This is a genomic window from Pseudomonas sp. B14(2022) (assembly GCF_012030485.1).
Taxonomy (GTDB): Bacteria; Pseudomonadota; Gammaproteobacteria; order Pseudomonadales; family Pseudomonadaceae; genus Aquipseudomonas.
The window spans coordinates 163,911-182,688 of the sequence record NZ_JAAUVM010000008.1 but is presented as its reverse complement, the minus strand read 5'-3'; the positions used below and the strand labels follow the sequence as shown (position 1 = coordinate 182,688).

Genomic DNA, 18,778 nt, shown 5'->3' with positions numbered 1-18,778 from the left:
CTCATTGCTGGGTCTTGTGATCCAGGGCGGCGTAGAAGTTGGCGCTTTGTTGCAGGTATTTCTGGGTGTAGGCACTGGTGCTGGATTTTGTGCCGCTGACTTCCACGCTGGCAGCGGCAGGCAGGGCCACGGTGGCGGAAACGGCGGAGGCGGCGATGACGGAGAAGAGATTCAAGTTCATGTCGGTAACCCTTGTATTCGTTTGGTTGGGTGGCCGGGGAAGGCCTTGGAACCCAACTTACGCCCGAGGGTTGAAGCTTAGAAATGCTTTGAAACAGTAGCCGCTATTAATACAATTAATACTAAGGGTCAGGCCCCGCACTGCGAGGCCTGTGGCTTATTGACGCACCAGAAACTTGAGGTCGCTGGGGGCATCGATCGGCAATTTCTGCACGGTTTTACCCAGCAGGCCGGTCTTGGGGTCACGCTCGACCACCACGATTTCGTTGCTCTTCTGGTTGGCGATCAGCAGGAACTTGCCGCTCGGATCGAGGCTGAACTCCCTCGGGTGGTCGCCTTCGACGCTGCGGCGCTGCAGCTCCTTGAGGTGGGCGGTGGCCGGGTCCACGCCAAATACGATGATCTGGTTGGCGGTGCCGCGATTGCTCACGTAGAGGAACTTGCCATCGCTGGAGGCGTGCAGTGCGGCGCCGGCCTTGTCGGACACCGGTTGCCCGGCGGCGTAGTCGACCAATTGGGTCTGGCGAAGCGTGCCGTCGGCGTAATCAAACACCGCGATCTGGGCGCTCATCTCGGTGGTCAGCCAGGCATGCTTGCCATCGGCGCTGAACAGCAGGTGGCGCGGGCCGCTGCCCGGTGGCAAGGGCACCGATGCCGGGTTGGCAGGGGTCAGCGGCAGTTCGTGATTGGCCTTGGGGTCGTAGCGGTAGGCGAAGACCTTGTCCGCGCCCAGGTCCTGCACAAACACGTACTTGCCATCCGGCGACGACACCACCGAATGCACATGGTTGGAGGCCTGGCGCTCGGGATTGACGCGACTGGCCGGGTGCCCGCTCAACTGCACCGGGGCCGACAGCTTGCCGGCAGCGTCCACCGGCAGGATTGCCAGGCTGCCGCCCGGATCTTCCACCACCGAATAATTGGCGACGAACAGGTAACGCCCATCCGCGGCGACGCTGGAATGGGTCGGCTCGTTGCCCAGGCTCTGCACCTGGTTGATCAGGGTGAGCTGATGACTCTTCGGGTCGATGCTGTAGCTGCTCACGCGACCGACCGGGTCTTGCTGGCCAGGGCCGTTCTCATTGACCACAAACAGATGCTTCTGGTCTTTCGAGACCGTCAGCCACGACGGGTTGGCGGCCTTCGCGGCCAGTACCGGCTTGCCTTGGAACTGACCGGTGCGGCTGTCGAATTGCAGGCGATAAATGCCTTCGCTGGAGCCGGCGGTGTAGCTGCCCACCAACAACTCATAGGTGTCAGCCGGTGCAGCCTGCACCGACATCGCGCCCACACTGCCGGCCATCAGCAGCGGCCAGAATTTACGCATCATCATGCTCGTCTTCCTCGTCGTTATTGTTGCCGGTGAAGGCGGCCATGCACACCAGGCGGTGCTCGCCCGAATCACCGGTGAGGGTCCAGCTTTGCAAGGCGTCATCAAAGGTCGCAGCCTCTATTTGCGCCAGGCTGAACGTCCAGCGTTTCTCGGCCCGACCGTCCATGCTCTTGATCAGCAGCTGTTGATCGTCGAGCGTGAAATCAAAGGCGTGCAGCCCATCGATTTCGAGCATGTCGCTGGTTTGGAGTTCAGTAAGCAGGGAGGCGGCAGTCATCAGGTTCATTCATCGCTGGAAAAAACGCTGATGATAGGCCAATCCGGCGATGCCGTCGTGCCGCGATAGCGGGCTACCGCACCGCGGCGGCCGGCGCTTGCCATTCTGGGGGCGAACTCCCCACAGAACGGAATCTCCTATGCCAGACACTTCAATCGCCCCGCCGACGGGGCCCCTGCAGTTCGCACACCGCAGCAACACCCCCGCCCTGGCGGTCTCCCAGCAGTTCGCCACACGCCCGACGTTGCGCCAGGTGGTCGAACTGCACCTGCACGAACGCCTGCAGGAACAGTTCCCATCGCTGCATCTGGATCTGTCCACCCTCAAGCTGGCCATCCCCAACCAACGGCGCGGCTGGGACCTCAGGCGCTTGACCGATGTGGTCCTCGAACACCTGGGCAATGGCACGGCCCTGAACCTGACCCAGGCGGTCGACCAGCGCCGCTGCTTCCTGTCCCAGCGCCCGCCCTCACGCTTGACCTTTGAGGCCAACGGCCCGCGCGAGCCGGACATGGCGGTGATCGAACGGCTGATCCTGGACCTGGCCTTCACCCTGCCCATCGCTTTTCAGCAAGCCCTGGCCACCTATTGGAACGGCGATGCCGACACGGGCACCAGCCGCTGGCAATGGCTCGGCGATCTGCTGGCGGATACCCTCAAAAGCAGCGCAAGTCTGCTGCCCGCCGGCACGCCGCGAGACATGCTGGACAGCCTGACCCGCCAGCCTGACCGGCGCGAACGCCAGGCGGGGCCCGGCGGCTTTGTGCATGCTTACTGCCTGGAAGCCTGTGTGACCCAGCAGGAACGCGAAGCTCGCCTGTTGAGCAGCGACCTGCTGTTGGTACAAGGCCACCAGGCCTTGCTGTGCCAGGCGTCGGGCAGCGTCGAGCCATTTGCTTCATTGGAGGCCTTCACCCAAGCCTGGGGCCAGCGCCTGAGCCAGCGGTTGCAGGTCGACAAGGTGGTGGTCAGGCGCTACGAGCCCGATGGCAATCTCTTCGATACCCAGGCCGCCCTGTTGCTCAACCAGCAACTGGACGACCTCGAAGCCATCGCCCTGCCCGCCACCGACGGCGTGCGCAGTCTGGAGCAGCGATTTGCCCAGGCGACGGACCCCAGCTCAGCCTTCATCGCTGCGCCGGCGCCCGACCCGACACATCAGGACGCCATCCACACGGCGCTGCCCGCCTGGCTGCAGACCGCCACTGCCCAGCAGCGCTTCGCCTATCGCCAGGGTCTGTTGGAACAGGCACACCTGCAGCGCCAACAGACCGGGGCGTCGTTCCTGGACGGGGTCGAGAGCCTGCCGGCCTTTGCCTCCCGCACCCTGCGCGAGCAGATGCGCCGCGACCACCCCGGCTCCACCGTGGACCCGGACAACCTGCGGCTGACCTTCCACGTCCCGGTGGGTGACTTGCACGGCGGCTACCTGGCACCGGTGACCCTGGGCCTGACCGAGCTGGCCATCAAGAACCTCGCCGCCGCGCCTCCCGGCCGCATGACCTTGCAGGACACATCCGGGGCCGCCCTCCCGGCCTGGCTGACCGAGGACTACATCCTCGGGGAAAAAGGCCTGTTCCACAGCACGCCCGGCCTGATCCGCCAAGTGGATATCGGCCGGGACTACCCGCAACAGCTGCGGGGCCTGCTGCTGGGCGACACCCCACAGGTACGCCGGCGTGAGATGCTGTTCGGCCAGGCGCTGACGGTGCAACTGCCGCGCCAGGCCCTGGAACTGGCGATTCGCGGGCAACAGGGCTTCAGCTTCCTGGGTTATCGCTACGTCAAGGCCGTGCTGCACGCCAGCACGGCGGGGCGCGTGGTCGATACCCTCGACATCGTGATGCGCCCGCTGGCCTTCGCCCGCAAGCCCGCTGCCGTGCCGGATATCGTCGGCAATATGTTTATCGTCGAGGCCCGTGACATCGACGCCGGGCCGTGCATTCTCTACCGCCCGCTGTACTCAGACGCGTTTCAGCAATTCGCCAGCCGCGCGGCCCTGTTCGACGCCATCGCCCAACCCGGTGCGCTGCAAGACAGCGTGCTGGCCTGGATGACCGACAAGGCCCGGCCGATCTACAGCCACGATGGCTTCCGCAGCCCGCATATCCTGCGCTTCGGCCAGGGCGACGACACGGTACAGTGGCCAGCACCGCCGCCTGCACAGTTGGCACATGACGCCAATGGCGACGAGGTCCAGGGTTCCCTGGCCCAATGCCTGGCCACCGGCAACCTGACCCAGTATCTCTACGGCAGCAACGCCCGGGCGCTGGTGGACCTGGCGGACCGCGACTCGGTGTCCAATGCCGAAAGCCGTTGGGCGGTGTTGCTCGAAGGGGGCTGGTTGTTGTTCAACGCCCTGCTGATGCCGCTGCTGCGCGGGCCGGCGATGGTCGCCGGCTGGATGGTGCAACTGGCGGTCAGCCTCCAGCACGATATGGCCGCCCTGCAAGGCGACGATGCCGCCGCCCGCGAGCTGGCCTGGGTCGACGTGCTGCTCAATATCGGCCTGATCCTGCTGCACATGGGCACCCGGCAACACCCGACCATCGAGTTACCCTCGGAGCCCGCCTTGCCGGCCACCCTCGCGGCCCTACAGCGCCCCACAGGCCTTGCGCCACACCCGACCACACCGGTGGAACTGGGGCCGGTGGGCCTGCCCGCGGAGCCGCCGGCCGGCGACCGGACCCTGGTCGACTTCATTCACTCCAACGCCCGCGACGCCAGCCGTCGACGACTGCTCGATGCCCTGCGCGAGCTGCGGGTGCCATGGCCGGTGCCGGCGCCCGAGCCGCTGGAAGTCGGCATGTTCAAAGGGCTGTACCGCATCGACCAGCAATGGCATGCCTCGGTGGCAGGCCTGCTGTTTCGGGTCGCCATCGTGCCGGAATTCGGCGAAGTGACGCTGATCCACCCGCAAAAACCGCAACATCCGGGGTTTGCACTGGCACGCAATGCCCGTGGCCAATGGGGCCTGGACCTGGGCCTGAAACTGCGCGGTGGCGGGCCGAAAAACCGGCTCAAGGCCAAGCTGGCGCAGATCGACCAGCAGCGCACCCAAGTGTCGGATGAAATCAATCGCATCAGTGATGAGGTCAGCAGCCTGATCAAACGCCTGCAGCCTATCGACCAGGTGCTGGATGCCGCCCGCCTGAAGTTCGAGCAGGCCCACAATGCCTTGGGCCTGGCCCGCAACCGCTTGCGCGGCGCACCTGACGACCCGACGCGGGTGGCCGAGCACCTGGCCAGCGTCGCTCAGCGCTCTCGGGCCAGGGCCGGCTTCCAGGCATTTCAGGAGCGCTTCGACGTGGCCGCCGCCGAGTTGCTGCAACAACGGCGCACGTTGATTGAGGCCTACGCCCGGATGAAGGCGGTGGACAGCCACTTTGACTACGAAGGGCTGTGCGTGGAGCAATACCAGTCGATCCTGGCCACCGATGAAATTCGTGTCAGCCAGTTGTCGTCCCTGTACCTGGCGACGTTCATGTCCGAGCAGGGTGAGTCGCTGATCGACCTGCAAAGCCGCGCCCAGGACGCGGGGGCAATCCGCTATGTCAAAGACCTGCTGGAAACCAACTTCGCCGTGTCCGAGCGCCATGCCCAGGCAATGATCGCCATCGAGGACACCCTGGAGGCGATGGCCACACGCTTGAAAACCGGCGCGGCCCAGCGCCTGAACTACCTCAACGGGCATCCCAAGCGCCGGTTCTACAACCGCCTCAATGCCACCCTCGAATCCCTGGATGTACTGACCGAGTTGAGCATCGACCAGACGATCCCGGCCACAACGCCCCAGGAGCAGTATTTCCTGGCCCGCCATGAGCACCTGCAATCCTCCCTGTCTTCCCTGGAAGACTCACACCTGGACCTGCTGACCACCGAGGGTTTCACCCCGACCGAGCGCAAGGAGGTGCTGGCCAACCTGGTCAGGCATTACAACCGGCGCTTGCAGATTTACCAGAGCCTGCTGGAGCTCGACTCGCCCCTGGTGCACCCGCGGCATATGCCGCTGTTGATCGAGCGCTTGTACACCGCGCGCGACAGCGCCGAGGCCGACCTGGCCGCGCTGCTGCGCGAAGATGAATTCCTGCCGCCGCAACCGGGCGCCTTCAAACCGGTGCGATCCCCGTCAAGAACCAAACGCGTATTCAAGTCACGGGACAAAGGCGCCTTGGTCGGTGAACTGGAGCCGGCACAAAGTGACCAGCCCTTCCCTACCATCGTGACCCGCAACCCCATTACCCAGCAGGTCAGCGGGCGCTTCATGGAGCACCCCAACGAGGGGTGGGTGGAGATTATCGAGGCCAGGCCCAGCCGCCCCGTCGAGCCACCCCAGGCCCCCGCGCTGTCCACGCTGCGCAGCCAGGCGCAACGGTTGCTGGAAGAAGTGCCGGCCATCGAGCGCTCTATCGAGTTCCAGAAGAAGAAACTCGGCGACCCGACGCGTCGAGATGATCTCAACCCGCGTGACTGGCACGACATGCTCGCGCACCAGGCCGAGCGCCTCGACAGCGTCGCCGTCGAGTTGTCCAGCCACACGGCCGATAAGCCGGACGTGCTCCAGACCGTCGAGCGCCTGCGCCTGCGCGCCGACGAGTTGCGCAGCCAAGGCCGCCAGCATTGCATCGAGGGCTACAAGGCTCAACGCCCGCGCCAGGAAAACATCGAGTTCCTGCGGGCCCATGCCGCGATCGATATCGGCCTGGTCCACGGCCCGCAACGCACCGCCGCCAAGGACTATGTGTCGGAGTTCGCCGTGCGCGAGAAGAACCGTCTCACGGTGCTGTGGTATGCCCACTTTCACTACAGCCAGGCCGACAGCCCGCCGGGCGCTTATACGGCGGCGCATCTCAAGCGTCCCGAACAGCGCTTTGTCACCCTCAAGGACCTGATCGCCCAGGCCGGGGCAGACAACCGAAGCATCGTGCGCGACCTGTACAACCCGATCACCGCACCGCTGGATCAGCGCCTGTTCCTAAGCCTGCTGCCCAGCTGAAATCCCGCCATGAACGGCATCGCTTTGCCAAAAAGGATGTTTATGCAAGCCCCTCATTCTATTGCCCACGCCGTCAGCGCTCGCTTCGCTGATCGACCGACACTGGACAGCGTGATTCGCCAGCAACTCGCCACGGCCATCGGCGCCGGATACCCCAGCCTGAGCCTGGACCTCAGCCGCACACGCCTGGCCAGGCCACAACGCCGAGGCTGGCTGCTGCAGCCCTTTATGCAGGTGGTCCACGACGCCCTGGCCAGTGGTGTGGCGTTGGACTTCAGCGACGTGAACGGCTCGCCCTGGTACCTCTCGGACGAGCCCCCCAAGCGCCTGAAGTTGCCCGGTGTGACCGGGGAAAAACTCGATATGCAGGTCATCGCGACGCTGGTCGACGAACTGCCACGCATCCTGCCCATCGCCCTGCAAAATGCGCTGACCGAATACTGGGATAGCGGCCCCTGGCGCTGGCTGGCTGGCGTATTGAGAGACGCCCTGCGCATCAGTGCCCTGAGCCAGGCCAGTCTGGACCCACCCGCCAGGGAGACCCTCGAGCAGTTGCTCGAGAGGCCGGACCGCGAGGCACGCATCGCACGTCATGGGGCGAATGCCGTGATTGCGTACAGCCTGGAAGCCACACTCACAACCGCCGAACGCAGCGTGACCCTGATCGGGCCGCAGTTGGCTCTGGTCCGCGCCTTCAACGGCAAGGTTTCGGTGCTGTTGTGCAGCCCGGAACACTCCGTCGAGACGTTCGAGAGCATGGACGCACTGATCCAGGCCTACGGCCAACAATTGAGCCGCCGGTACCAGGTCGATGACATCTTGATTCAACGCTACGAGCCCGACGGCGATCCCTTCGAGCACCAAGCGTCGATGATCCTCAATCGCCAACTCGAAGACCTGGGCAGCCTGCGCCTGCCCACCGGCCAGCCCTTCAGCACCTGGCAGGCGCTGTACGCCGACATCACCGACCCGGGGCATTTTTTGCGCGATGCGCCGGCCGCCCCAGCGCGAACCCTGGACAGCTTGCGCCAGCACCTGCCGACCTGGCTGCGCGACGCCAGTTCCGACGACCAGGCCACGTACAGGCGCTATACCCTGGCGCTCGCCGGGGCCAAACGGCGGGCTGCGGGGCGTAACGCGTTCAGTGACATCGATGACCTGCGTACCTACACCGTCAACGCGCTGTTGCAAGCCTTGCAGCAGGATGCCGTGACCTTGGGCATGTCGGCGCTCATTCCGCCCTCGGTCGCCGCCCTGCATCCCGATGACCTGCAACTGAGCTTCGCCATCGCCGCCGGCTATCCGGGTACCGCCGGGATCATCCGGCATGAACGCATGAGCCTGACCGACCTGGCCATCGACAACGTGTCCAGCCGCCCCAGCGGCAGCGTGACCCTCACCCACCGGCTCGGCTTGCCCCTACCGGCCTGGCTGACCGCCGACTACCTGATGGGTGCCGACGGCCCGGTGGCACGCGCGGACATCGGCCAGTACTACCCGCGCCTGCTGGAAACACATCTGCTTGGCGAAAGCGCCGAGGCACGCCAGCGTGAAACCCTGTTCGCCGAACAACAGGCCGTGCAGTTGCCCTTGCTGGCCCTGGAACTGAACCTCAAGCAGCAAGCGGGCCTGAGCGCCACGGGTGCGCGCCTGGTAGCGGCACTGATGGAGCCTGATGCTGCCAACCACAGGGCCGACCAACGGCCCGTGGTGATCCGCCACCTGGCGCTGCTGCGGACGCCCGGCGCCCAACCGGACACGGTCACCGCGATGTACTTGATCGAGGCCGAAGACATCCGCGTCGGCCCCCATGTGTTGTACCGCCCGCTGTATGCCGAGGCACTCCAGGAATTTGCCAGCCGCGAGGCCCTATTCGAGGCCATCGCGGAGAGCGGCCCCTTGCAGGACAGCGTGTTGACCTGGCTGAGTGACAAAGCCCGGCCCATCTACGCCAATGGCGGGTTCCGCGAGCCCCACTCGCTGCGCTTTGGCCAGGGCGACGAATTCGCCCCCTTGAGTAAACCGGCGCCGGCCACGCTGTCCGTCGATGGTATCAATGACGAGCTGCAACAATGCCGGGTGACCGGGCGCCTGATGAGCTACTTGTACAGCGACCACGCGCGGGCCCTGGTGGAGCAGGCCAATCGTGAATCGGTGTCCAACAGCGAAGGCCGCTGGCAGGTGCTGCGCGAAGGCAGCAGCTTGTTGTTCGGTAACCTGTTGCTGCCACTGCTGCGTGGGCCGGCCATGCTGACCGGCTGGCTGTGGGGCCTGATGGCCAGCCTGGACCAGGACATCCCGGCGCTGGCCTCCCAAGACCCGCAAACCCGAGAGCTGGCGACCGTCGACCTGCTGCTCAACCTCGGCTTGCTGTTGCTTGAGGCCGTTCCCGTGGTGATCGCCGCACCCTCTGCGCTGGAGGTAGGCCTCAAGGACGAAGCATTGCCCGAGCCCCTGGCCCCGTGGATCGCCGAGGAGTGGCCGCTGCCGCCACCGCCCAGGATCCGTGAAGGCGCTGTCATCCTGCCGGGCGCGCCAGCGCAGACGGGCAAAACTCTACTGGACTTGAGTTTTACCCAGGCACGCCAGCGTCTGACCACGATCCAGCGCAGCCGCCTGACCAGCTTCCGCGCGCATCGCCCGACGCCCCTGCCCCAACCGGTATTGAACGGGCCACGTCGCGGGCTCTACCTGGTGGAGAACACCTGGCATGCCCTGGTGGAGGACGAGTGGCTGCAGGTGGCCCTGGAGCCGGAGGGCGATATCCGCGTGGTGATGCCTGGCGACGCGACGCACCACGGCCCCTACTTGCGCAGCGAGAGCGACGGGACCTGGTCGGTCGACATGCGGCTGCGCCTGCGTGGCGGCATGCCGCCCAAGCGGATTGCCGCCGAACGCCAGCGCCAGGCGCAGCGCATCAGCGAACTCAAGCTCAGCTTCGAACAGTTCATCCAGGGCCAGGCGGCCCAGCAGAGTCGGATCGACATTATCCTGGGGGTGATGACCAGAACCGACGAGGACCCACGCTTCAGCGAAACGCAACGGGCCGACAGTCGCCAACGCTTCGATACGGCGCTGCAGGAACAGACGCAGGCCTACCAGCAACAGCTGGACAGCCTGCAAGAGCGCAGCGCGCTGGGGATTGCCTTGCCGCCCCAGGCGGTGGCGAGCTTATTGGAAAATATCGTCAACAACGCGCGCAAACATGTGGTGGTGGCCGAAAAAGACCGTACAGCGCTTTACCACAACAACAGTCGCTTCACCGTCAAGGGCGCACGCCTGGCCGAAGCGGTACTGACCGACTTCGCGGCTTACCGCGAGTTCATCCGCGCAATGACTGCCATCAATGAACGCTCGGCCCATTGGCTCGAACGGCGTGACCGCTATCTCGACCAGCTGTTCAGCCTCGGCGACGCCGGGGCTGAATACTACAAGCGCCTGACCTGGGAACGCCCGCAGGAAATCAGTGCCTTGGCCGTCAAGGCCCTGCTGATGCGCAACTATGAACTGATGACCCATAAACACCCTGATCATCCCTTGGTGAGTGTACTGATCGATATCCTCGATCCGCTTCAGGAGCACTTGCGTACCCACAGTGACCTGAACGACCTGGAACTGTCGGCAGAGGAACGCATCAACGTGCTGGAAAGCCTGGTGGAGCACTATGGGCGAGGCCTGGACTCATTGCAGGGGGTTGGCATCGTCAACGCCGATGAGCTCGACGGCGACTATTTCCCCAAGCTGGTCACGCTGGTGAGGGAGCTGTATCAGGAGGCGGCCAGGCAGTTGGCCAGCGAAATCAAGCCGATTGCCCGGCCCCCCCGGCGCCCGAATCGGCGCAGCCCGACGGCCGTGGGCCGACCGCAGAAAAAAGTCATACGCACGCCCAAAAAAGGCACCTTTATCGGCGAAGTCAAACCCCTGGGTACCCTGGAAACCGTCGAGGTTCGCTCGGAAGTCACCGGCGAGGTGCTGGGTACTTATGCGCAACGAGGCGAACAATGGATCGAGTTCAAGGAATCGGTACTGCCGACAGCCGCACCGGCTCCCCGCAGCCTGAGCCTGGTCAAGGGTGAAGCCCGCAAGCTGCTGGCCATGCTGGAAGAACACCTCAAGCGCGGCGATCAATACATGAAAATCTCCAGGCACCCGGAAGAGGTCCAGGAGGTGCTGCAACATGAGTCGGTACGCTACGACAAATTGGCCAACGAACTGTACCGGGCCATCCAGGCCCAACCAGCCGAAGCCCGTACGCCCGCAGACCAGACGCTGGAGCGCGACATGCGCCAGGCCGCGGTGCGCCTGAATGAGCGTGGCCTGGCGCTACGCATTCAGCTGTGCCTCGAATTACCTCCCACCCACGGCAACCTGGAATTCCTGATCGAACAAAAGCGCGCGAACATGGCGCTGCTGGGCGAGCGTATCCAGCTCAGCGGCGACCGGCGGGACTTTGTCCAGGAATACGCGGTCAACGACCAGGGTGGCTACCCCTTGTGGTACGCCCATTTCCATTACCCGGCGGCTGACACGCCCAAGCAGAACTACACCGCCGCGCACCTGAAAATCCGCGAGCAACGCCGGGTGAGCTACTACTCGCAGCTGGCCAGGGCCCAAAGCCCCCAGGCGGTGGTGGATGTGCATCGCGGGTTGATCGGCAAGGCGCTGGCGGAGCGTTGGTTCCTGCCGCTGGCCTCCTGAAAAACTGTGGCGAGCCCGCTTGCAGTGCCAAGCGGGCTTTCTGTGGCGAGCGGGCATGGAGATTGTTTTTTACCCAGGCTTTAGTGGGCAAACAACGAGTTGCCCTTCTGCCCCGCCAGCTTCTCGGGCTTGATCAGGAAACGCGCGAGTGCCGGCAGCAGCCACAGTGCACCGAACATGTTCCACAGCAGCATGAAGGTCAGCATCAGACCCATGTCGGCCTGGAACTTGATGGCCGAGAAGATCCAGGTGCACACGCCGATGGCCAGGCACAAACCGGTGAACAGCACCGCTTTACCGGTGGACTTGAGCGTCTGGTAATAGGCTTCCTGCAACGGCAAACCTGCCCGCAGGAAGCTTTCCAGGCGGCTGTAGATGTAGATGCCGTAGTCCACGCCGATCCCCACGCCCAGGGCCACCACCGGCAAGGTCGCGACCTTGACGCCGATGCCCATGAACGCCATCAGCGCGTTGCCCAGCACCGAGGTCAGCACCAGCGGCAGCACGATGCACAGGGTCGCTGCCCAGGAACGGAAGGTGATCATGCACATGGTCGCCACGCACAGGTACACCAGGATCAGGATGGTCAGTTCCGACTCCTTGATCACCTCGTTGGTGGCCGCCTCGATCCCGGCGTTACCGGCGGCGAGGATGAATTCCAGGCCGTCCTTGTTGTTCTCCTTGGCGAAGTCCTGCACCGCATGCACCGCGCGGTCGAGGGTTTCGGCCTTGTGGTCGTTGAGGAACACCAGCACCGGCGCCAGTGAGCAATTGTTGTTGTACAGGCCATCGGCACGGGCGATGGAGTTGTTCAGCACGTCGGGGTTACGCGACAGGGTTTCCCACTTGAGGTTGCCCTCGTTCATGCCCTTGATCATCTGCTTGGACACGGTCACCAGCGAGATCGCCGACTGCACGCCTTCGGTGTTCTGCATTTTCCACATCAACTGGTCGATGGGCGCCATGGCTTCATAGCGCGAGCAGCCTTCGGCCTTGGTCTTGACCATCACCACCAGCACGTCGGAACTGGTGGAGTAGTTGCTGATGATGAAGTTGTTGTCTTTGTTGTAGCGCGAGTCGGGACGCAGTTCCGGGGCGCCCTGGTCGAGGTCGCCGATCTTCAGGTTCTGGCTGTACCAGAGGCCGCCGCCAAACGCCACCAGCGCCAGCAACACCGACACCGGCGCCACTTTGGCGCTGGCGAACTTCGACAGCAGGCGCCAGAACGGGTGTTCGCGGTGCGCGTCCTTCTTGCTGCGGGCGATGGCACGCTTGCTGATGCCCGCATAGGAAATCGCCACCGGCAGCAGGATCAGGTTGGTGAACACGATCACCGCCACGCCGATGGACGCGCCAATGGCCAGTTCGCGGATTACGCCGATATCGATGATCAGCAGCGTGATAAAGCCCACGGCGTCCGCGAGGATCGCGATCATCCCTGGCAGGAACAGTTGCCGGAAAGTCCGCCGCGCGGCGGTCAGCGCGTTGTCTGCCTCGCTGGATTGCAGGGCGATACCGTTGATCTTCTGCACCCCGTGGGAAATCCCGATGGCGAAGATCAGGAACGGCACCAGCATCGAATACGGATCCAGCCCGAAGCCGAAGAAGTGCATCAGGCCGAGTTGCCAGACCACCGCCACCAGTGTGGTGCTCAACACCGCAATGGTGCTGCGCAGGCAGTTGGTGAACCACAGCAATAGAACCAGGGTGATCACGAACGCAACGCCGAAGAACAGCACAACCATCACCAGGCCGTCGATCAGGTCGCCGACCTTCTTGGCGAAGCCGACGATGTGGATCTTGACGTTGGGGTTCTGGGCTTCGAACTTGTCGCGGATCTTGTCTTCGAGTTCATGGGAAAACTTGCGGTAATCCAGGGCCAGCAACTTACCCTGGTCCTGCGGGTCCGGGTAGGACTCCAGCAGCGGGATGTCGACGATACTCGACTTGAAATCGTTGGCCACCAGGCGCCCGACCTGGCCGGACTTGAGCACGTTGTTGCGCAGTTGATCGAGGCTTTGCGGCGAGCCGTTGTAGCTCTGCGGGATCACTTCACCGCCGGCAAAGCCTTCTTCGGTCACTTCGGTCCAGCGTACGCTGGGGCTCCACAGCGACTTGAGGCCCGAACGATCGACGCCGGAGATGTAGAACACCTCGTCGTTGATCTGCCTTAGGGTCTCCATGTATGACTGAGTGAAGATGTCACCGTCCTTGGCCTCCACCGAGATACGCACCGTGTTGCCCAGGTTGGCGAGGTCGTTGCGGTGTTCCATCATCTTTTCGATGAAGGGGTGCTTGAGCGGGATCATCTTTTCAAAGCTGGTGGACGGGCGAATCAACGTCGCCTGCCAGAACAGGAAAATGCTCACCAACAGGCAGATCACGATGACTGCCGGGCGGTTGTTGAAGATCAGGCGCTCAAGAAAGGTCGCTTTATCGTTGTGATGACTGCTCATGCGTTCCCCGCCTTCTTATTGTTGTGTCGGTTCGGCGCCAGTGGGTGTGGCGACGCGAACACCACCCTGCCCGACCAGAATCAAGTTGCCATTGCCTGCCGCCGTGACGGCCGACAACGAAATGCGGTCCGGGCGATTGAACACGCTGAAGGTCTGGCCGTCGTCATGGCTGACCACCACGCTGCCGCCATTGCCGACGACAACGATGGCGCCGTCCTCGAGCAACGTCGCCCCCGACAAACCGAACTCCAATGCGCCGCGTGCGGCATTCAGTTCGACCTGTTCCCAGGTGCTGCCGAAATCCGTGGAACGGTAAAGGTTGCCGCGCAAGCCGTAGGCCAGCAGGGTTTGAGGTTGTGCGGTGCTGATCACGCCAAACAGCGAGCCCTCGTACGGGCCTTCGAGTTTTTCCCAGGTCTGGCCGTCGTCGCTGGAGCGGAACATGCTGCCCTGCTCGCCGACGATAAACAGGCCGGCGTCCTTGATCCGGGCAATAGCGTTGAGGTGGAACTGGTCTTCATTGTCGAGGCGGTCGCTGACGTCGTTCCAGGTCTTGCCGCCGTCGGTGGTCTCGATCAGCGCCCCGTAGGCGCCCACGGCCAGGCCGTGGCTGGCGTCGTTGAACCAGATGTCGAGCAGCGGGGATTCACGCTTGAGGTCCTGGTATTGCTGGGTCCAGGTGGCGCCGCCGTCGGTACTGGCGAGGATTTGCGCATCATGGCCAACCGCCCAGCCCTGCTTGTCATCGACGAAATACACCGCCGTGAGCAACTGCTGGGTGGGGACTTTGGCTTGGGTCCAGGTGTTGCCCTGGTCATCGGAATAGAGGATGTGCCCGCGATCACCGACCGCCACCAGGCGCTTGCCGGCGTGGACGACATCGATCATCAGGCCTTTGGCGGCCTTGGGGGATTCAATCGCAAAAGGGGTATCGCTGGCGGCCTGGACGACAGTCGGCAACGCGACAGTCCCAAACAGCGAGAGCGCTGCGGCCAGCAACGCAACCCTGCGTGCGGCGCGTGGGCGGCAAACAACCCAACCCATGACAGGCTCACTCATAGACCTTTCTCCCATTTATTATTGTTAGGTCGTCTCGCCTTCCCGGGCCCTGAAACCTGCAATCTAGAGCGCCTGGAGGAAGCAGGGGCCATCCTATCGGGCTTTCGAATCGTCTGACAATCGGTGCTACGTTATCTTTTGTTAACTGACGGCGTTTGGCCATGCCTGAATAGGAGGGTATTAGCCAGGCTGATTAATGAATTTTTATTCCATCTATTGAATTATTTGAATTTTTATTCCATTAATAACCCTCCTGAAAACAATAATCCAAAGGACCACGGCTATGCGTGAACTCGGAATCGGCTTGATCGGCACAGGCTTCATGGGCCGCGCCCACGCCCTGGCATTCAACAATGCCCGGGCGGTATTTGAACTGCCGGTACACCTCAAGCTGGCCGCCCTGGCCGATGCCGACACCGAGCGCGCCCAGCGCTGTGCCACGGCCTGGGGGTTTGCCCAGGCCCACGGCGACTGGCAGGCGCTGATCGACGACCCCGCCGTGGATGTGGTGGCCATCACCACGCCGAACCACCTGCACTTTCCCATGGCGATGGCGGCCATTGCAGCGGGCAAGGCGGTGTACTGCGAAAAACCCCTGGCGGTCAGTCTGGAGCAGGCCGATGCCATGCGCCAAGCCGCCCGCAAAGCCGGGGTGGTGACGCGGGTCGGCTACAACTACCAGCACAACCCGATGATCGGCCTGGCGCGGCAACTGATTGCCGAGGGTGACCTCGGCGACATCATCAGCTTCCAGGGCGAGTTCAGTGAAGACTTCATGGCCGACCCGGCGTCACCGTGGTCGTGGCGTTGTGAAGTGGGGCACGCCGGTGGCGCCCTGGCGGACCTGGGCAGCCACTTGCTGTCGATGGCGCGTTACCTGGTGGGCGATGTGACCGGCGTATGCGCCGACACCCAGACCGTCCACGCCCAACGCCCGGCCGTCAACGGCAGCGCCGAGCAGAAAGCCATCGCCGTGGATGACCAGGTGCACGCCCTGCTGCGCTTCGCCAACGGTGCGCGCGGTACGGTGAGCAGCAGTTGGCTCAAGCATGGTTACAAGAACCACCTGAGTTTCGAGATCAGCGGCACCAAGGGCACGTTGGCGTTCGATCAGGAGCGCTTGAATGAACTGCGCCTGTGCCGTGCCGGCCAGGACGGTTTCCAGCGTTTGCTGGCCGGCCCTGCCCTGCCCGGCTACGCGGCGTTCAGCCCGGCGGCGGGGCATCAGTTGGGGTACAACGAGCTGAAGACCCTGGAGGTGCAGGAGTTGATCATGGCCGTGACCGGCCAGGGCGCGGATGGCACCGACTTTGAAGCCGCGTGGGAGGTGGAGCGGTTGGCGACGGCGATTCGTGTGGCTGCCCAGGAAGAACGCTGGGTCAACGTGAACTCGCTCTGAAAATGTAGGAGGGAGGCCCCACTACCTCTGTGGCGAGCGGGCTTGTCCCGCGTTGCCGTGCGAAGCGCCCCTGATGAAGACGAATGCGGTGTATCAGGCACTCCACTGCGGCTGGTTTTGGGGCTGCTCCGCAGCCCAACGCGGGACAAGCCCGCTCGCCACAGGGAGATTTGTCAGGGTCTGAAAAGTTGTGTAGATACCCATGCCGCCGATGGCGGAGCGTCAACCATCTACACAACGTTGTAGCAGCCAACGGTAACCACGATGCGAAGCGAGCCGCTCTTGATCTTGCTTTTGATCTTGATCTCAGGCGCCCCGTTAACCACGCTGGCCGGAATCCGATAGTGATTTGGGGGGTAAACCGGCAGGGATGCCGGTTTAGCCGCCCCGCGCCATGGATGGCGCGGGGCGGCGGCCCCCCAAATCACTGTCGGATTACGGGCACACCGAGCCTAGGCGAGGTGCCGAGTGGTGGGGCGAAGCGTTTTTGGTTACTTTTGGCGCTCTTCCAAAAGTGACCCGCTGTAAGAGCGGAACCCTAGGTGGCCGTTACCGCAGCAACGGATATGTACTCATTCCAACCCCAGCACATGGTCGGCCCAGAGGCCGCCATCGGGAGCAAGCCCCCTCCCACATTTAGATCGCGTACACACATTTAAATCAGCGCAAGGCTCGACGCAGCACTTTGCCCACTGTCGTTTTAGGCAACTCGGTAGTGCGAAACTCCACATACCTGGGCACCTTGTAACCCGTCAGGTATTCCCGGCAATGGGCGAGGATCTGCTCCTGGGTCAGGTTCGGGTCCTTGCGCACCACGATGATCTTGACCTTTTCCCCCGTCACGCCATCTTCCACCCCAATGGCCGCCACTTCACCGACGCCCGGGTGCAGCGCCACCACGTCTTCGATTTCATTGGGGTACACGTTGAAGCCCGAGACCAGGATCATGTCTTTCTTGCGGTCTACCAGGCGGATAAAGCCGCGTTCATCCATCACGCCGATGTCACCGGTCGACAACCAGCCTTCAGCGTCGAGCACTTCGGCGGTTTCCTTCGGCCGCTTCCAATAGCCCTGCATCACCTGCGGGCCGCGCACTTGCAGTTCGCCCTGCTCGCCGATATCGGCCAGTTCGCCGTCTTCCCGCATAAACCGCACCCAGGTCGACGGCAGCGGGACGCCGATGCTGCCGGTGAATTCCATCTCGCGCATGCGCGCAATGTCGATCGGGCTGATGCTCACCACCGGCGAGCATTCGGTGAGGCCGTAGCCTTCGATGATCGGCAGCCCGGTGACTTCCTTCCAGCGCTTGGCCACCGCCGTGTGCGTGGCCATGCCGCCGGCAATCACCATGCGCAGGTCGGAGAAGTCCCGCGCACAGAACTCTTTGTTCTCCAGCAGGCCGTTGAACAGCGTATTGACCCCGGCGATGCCATTGAAGCGCTCCTTGCGCAGGATCATCTGCACCCGCTTCACATCCCTGGGGTTGGCGATGAGTATGTTCCGCCCACCCAGGCACATGAACATCAGGCAATTCACCGTCAGCGAAAAGATGTGGTACAGCGGCAGCAGGGTGACGTTGGTTTCCTGTTTGTCCTGGTCCAGCTGGTCGCCGACCCAGGCCTTGGCCTGCAACAGGTTGGCGATGATGTTGCGATGGCTGAGCATCACGCCCTTGGCGTCCCCCGTGGTGCCGCCGGTGTATTGCAGGAAGGCCAGGTCGTCGAGGTGCATGTCCACCGGGAAGTGGTTGAGCGCGCGGCCCTGTTTCAGCACCTGGTTGAAACGCACCGAGCCCCTCAGGTTGAAGGCCGGCACCTGCTTTTGCACGCGGCGCAGGATGAAGTTCATCGCCGCGCCCTTGAAGGTGCCAAGCAAGTCGCCAATGGCGGCCACCACCACGCGCTTGACGCTGCTGCCGGCAATGACTTTTTCCAGGGTGTGGGCGAAGTTTTCGAAGATCACCACGGTTTCGGCGCCGCTGTCCTTGAGCAGATGCTTGAGCTCGTGGGAGGTGTACAACGGGTTGACGTTGACCACCACCGCGCCGGCCAGGATGGTGCCCAGCAGGCAGATCGGGTACTGCAAGCAGTTGGGCATCATCAGCGCCACGCGGTCGCCCTTCTTCACCCCCTGGCCCTGCAGCCAGGCGGCAAACGCAATGCCTTGCACCTGCCAGTCGGCGTAGGTCATTTCGGTGCCGATGCTGACGTAAGCCACCCGCTCGCGAAATTTCTCCAGATGCTCCAGGAACACCTCGCGCAGCGACGGGTAGTCCTCGATAGCGGCATCGATGTCTGCCGGGACGCCGGGCAGGTAAGCGTTCAACCACACCCGTTCGGCGTGTTCCAGGCTGATAGCGTTCATGGCAGTCTCCTTGTTG

9 protein-coding genes are annotated in these 18,778 nt (G+C 63.5%); 3 read left to right on the top strand and 6 right to left on the bottom strand.

Annotated features, from left to right (window positions below; genetic code table 11):
- Nucleotide 1: 1 nt before the first annotated feature.
- From HCF10_RS14625 to HCF10_RS14615, 3 genes are all read right to left on the bottom strand, one after another.
- Nucleotides 2–181 carry a hypothetical protein gene (locus tag HCF10_RS14625; RefSeq protein ID WP_131700574.1) on the bottom strand — a complete coding sequence of 60 codons (180 nt, stop codon included), beginning with the start codon at nucleotides 179–181 and terminating at the stop codon, nucleotides 2–4.
- 156 nt (nucleotides 182–337) lie between these two features.
- The gene (locus tag HCF10_RS14620; protein ID WP_167655828.1) at nucleotides 338–1,513 is read right to left on the bottom strand and encodes a lactonase family protein; all 1,176 of its coding nucleotides are present in this window, start codon (nucleotides 1,511–1,513) and stop codon (nucleotides 338–340) included.
- Nucleotides 1,500–1,790, bottom strand: a complete 291-nt coding sequence (locus HCF10_RS14615; protein WP_131700572.1) for a DUF5629 family protein — start codon at nucleotides 1,788–1,790, stop codon at nucleotides 1,500–1,502. The genes HCF10_RS14620 and HCF10_RS14615 overlap by 14 nt, the downstream gene beginning before the upstream one ends.
- A gap of 139 nt (nucleotides 1,791–1,929) precedes the next feature.
- Here HCF10_RS14615 and HCF10_RS14610 point away from each other — a divergent pair, with 139 nt between their 5' ends.
- Together HCF10_RS14610 and HCF10_RS14605 are read left to right on the top strand one after the other, a co-directional pair.
- A complete protein-coding gene (locus HCF10_RS14610) occupies nucleotides 1,930–6,786 on the top strand; it encodes a hypothetical protein (protein ID WP_167655827.1) in 4,857 nt (1,618 codons plus the stop codon).
- A gap of 42 nt (nucleotides 6,787–6,828) precedes the next feature.
- Nucleotides 6,829–11,484 (top strand): hypothetical protein, encoded by a 4,656-nt coding sequence (locus HCF10_RS14605; RefSeq protein ID WP_167655826.1) that lies wholly within the window; start codon nucleotides 6,829–6,831, stop codon nucleotides 11,482–11,484.
- A gap of 80 nt (nucleotides 11,485–11,564) precedes the next feature.
- Here the strand turns inward: HCF10_RS14605 and HCF10_RS14600 are convergent, their stop codons facing one another.
- Together HCF10_RS14600 and HCF10_RS14595 are read right to left on the bottom strand one after the other, a co-directional pair.
- On the bottom strand, nucleotides 11,565–13,940 hold the full coding sequence (locus HCF10_RS14600; protein ID WP_167655825.1) for an efflux RND transporter permease subunit: 2,376 nt from the start codon (nucleotides 13,938–13,940) through the stop codon (nucleotides 11,565–11,567).
- 15 nt (nucleotides 13,941–13,955) lie between these two features.
- Nucleotides 13,956–14,984: a WD40/YVTN/BNR-like repeat-containing protein gene (locus HCF10_RS14595; RefSeq protein ID WP_178116777.1), complete on the bottom strand. Its 1,029-nt coding sequence runs from the start codon at nucleotides 14,982–14,984 to the stop codon at nucleotides 13,956–13,958.
- Between the two features lie 298 nt (nucleotides 14,985–15,282).
- Between HCF10_RS14595 and HCF10_RS14590 the strand changes: the two genes are divergently transcribed.
- Nucleotides 15,283–16,398, top strand: a complete 1,116-nt coding sequence (locus HCF10_RS14590; protein WP_131700567.1) for a Gfo/Idh/MocA family protein — start codon at nucleotides 15,283–15,285, stop codon at nucleotides 16,396–16,398.
- A gap of 660 nt (nucleotides 16,399–17,058) precedes the next feature.
- Here the strand turns inward: HCF10_RS14590 and HCF10_RS14585 are convergent.
- Entirely contained in the window at nucleotides 17,059–18,762 is a 1,704-nt protein-coding gene (locus HCF10_RS14585) for an AMP-binding protein (RefSeq protein ID WP_167655824.1), read from the bottom strand.
- Nucleotides 18,763–18,778: the final 16 nt, after the last annotated feature.

Bases quoted from the DNA above. Each gene is read 5' to 3' on its own strand.
- HCF10_RS14595 (WP_178116777.1), bottom strand. From the start codon at position 14,984: ATGGGTTGGGTTGTTTGCCGCCCACGCGCCGCACGCAGGGTTGCGTTG.
- HCF10_RS14625 (WP_131700574.1), bottom strand. From the start codon at position 181: ATGAACTTGAATCTCTTCTCCGTCATCGCCGCCTCCGCCGTTTCCGCC.
- HCF10_RS14600 (WP_167655825.1), bottom strand. From the start codon at position 13,940: ATGAGCAGTCATCACAACGATAAAGCGACCTTTCTTGAGCGCCTGATC.
- HCF10_RS14620 (WP_167655828.1), bottom strand. From the start codon at position 1,513: ATGATGATGCGTAAATTCTGGCCGCTGCTGATGGCCGGCAGTGTGGGC.
- HCF10_RS14585 (WP_167655824.1), bottom strand. From the start codon at position 18,762: ATGAACGCTATCAGCCTGGAACACGCCGAACGGGTGTGGTTGAACGCT.
- HCF10_RS14605 (WP_167655826.1), top strand. From the start codon at position 6,829: ATGCAAGCCCCTCATTCTATTGCCCACGCCGTCAGCGCTCGCTTCGCT.
- HCF10_RS14615 (WP_131700572.1), bottom strand. From the start codon at position 1,790: ATGACTGCCGCCTCCCTGCTTACTGAACTCCAAACCAGCGACATGCTC.
- HCF10_RS14610 (WP_167655827.1), top strand. From the start codon at position 1,930: ATGCCAGACACTTCAATCGCCCCGCCGACGGGGCCCCTGCAGTTCGCA.
- HCF10_RS14590 (WP_131700567.1), top strand. From the start codon at position 15,283: ATGCGTGAACTCGGAATCGGCTTGATCGGCACAGGCTTCATGGGCCGC.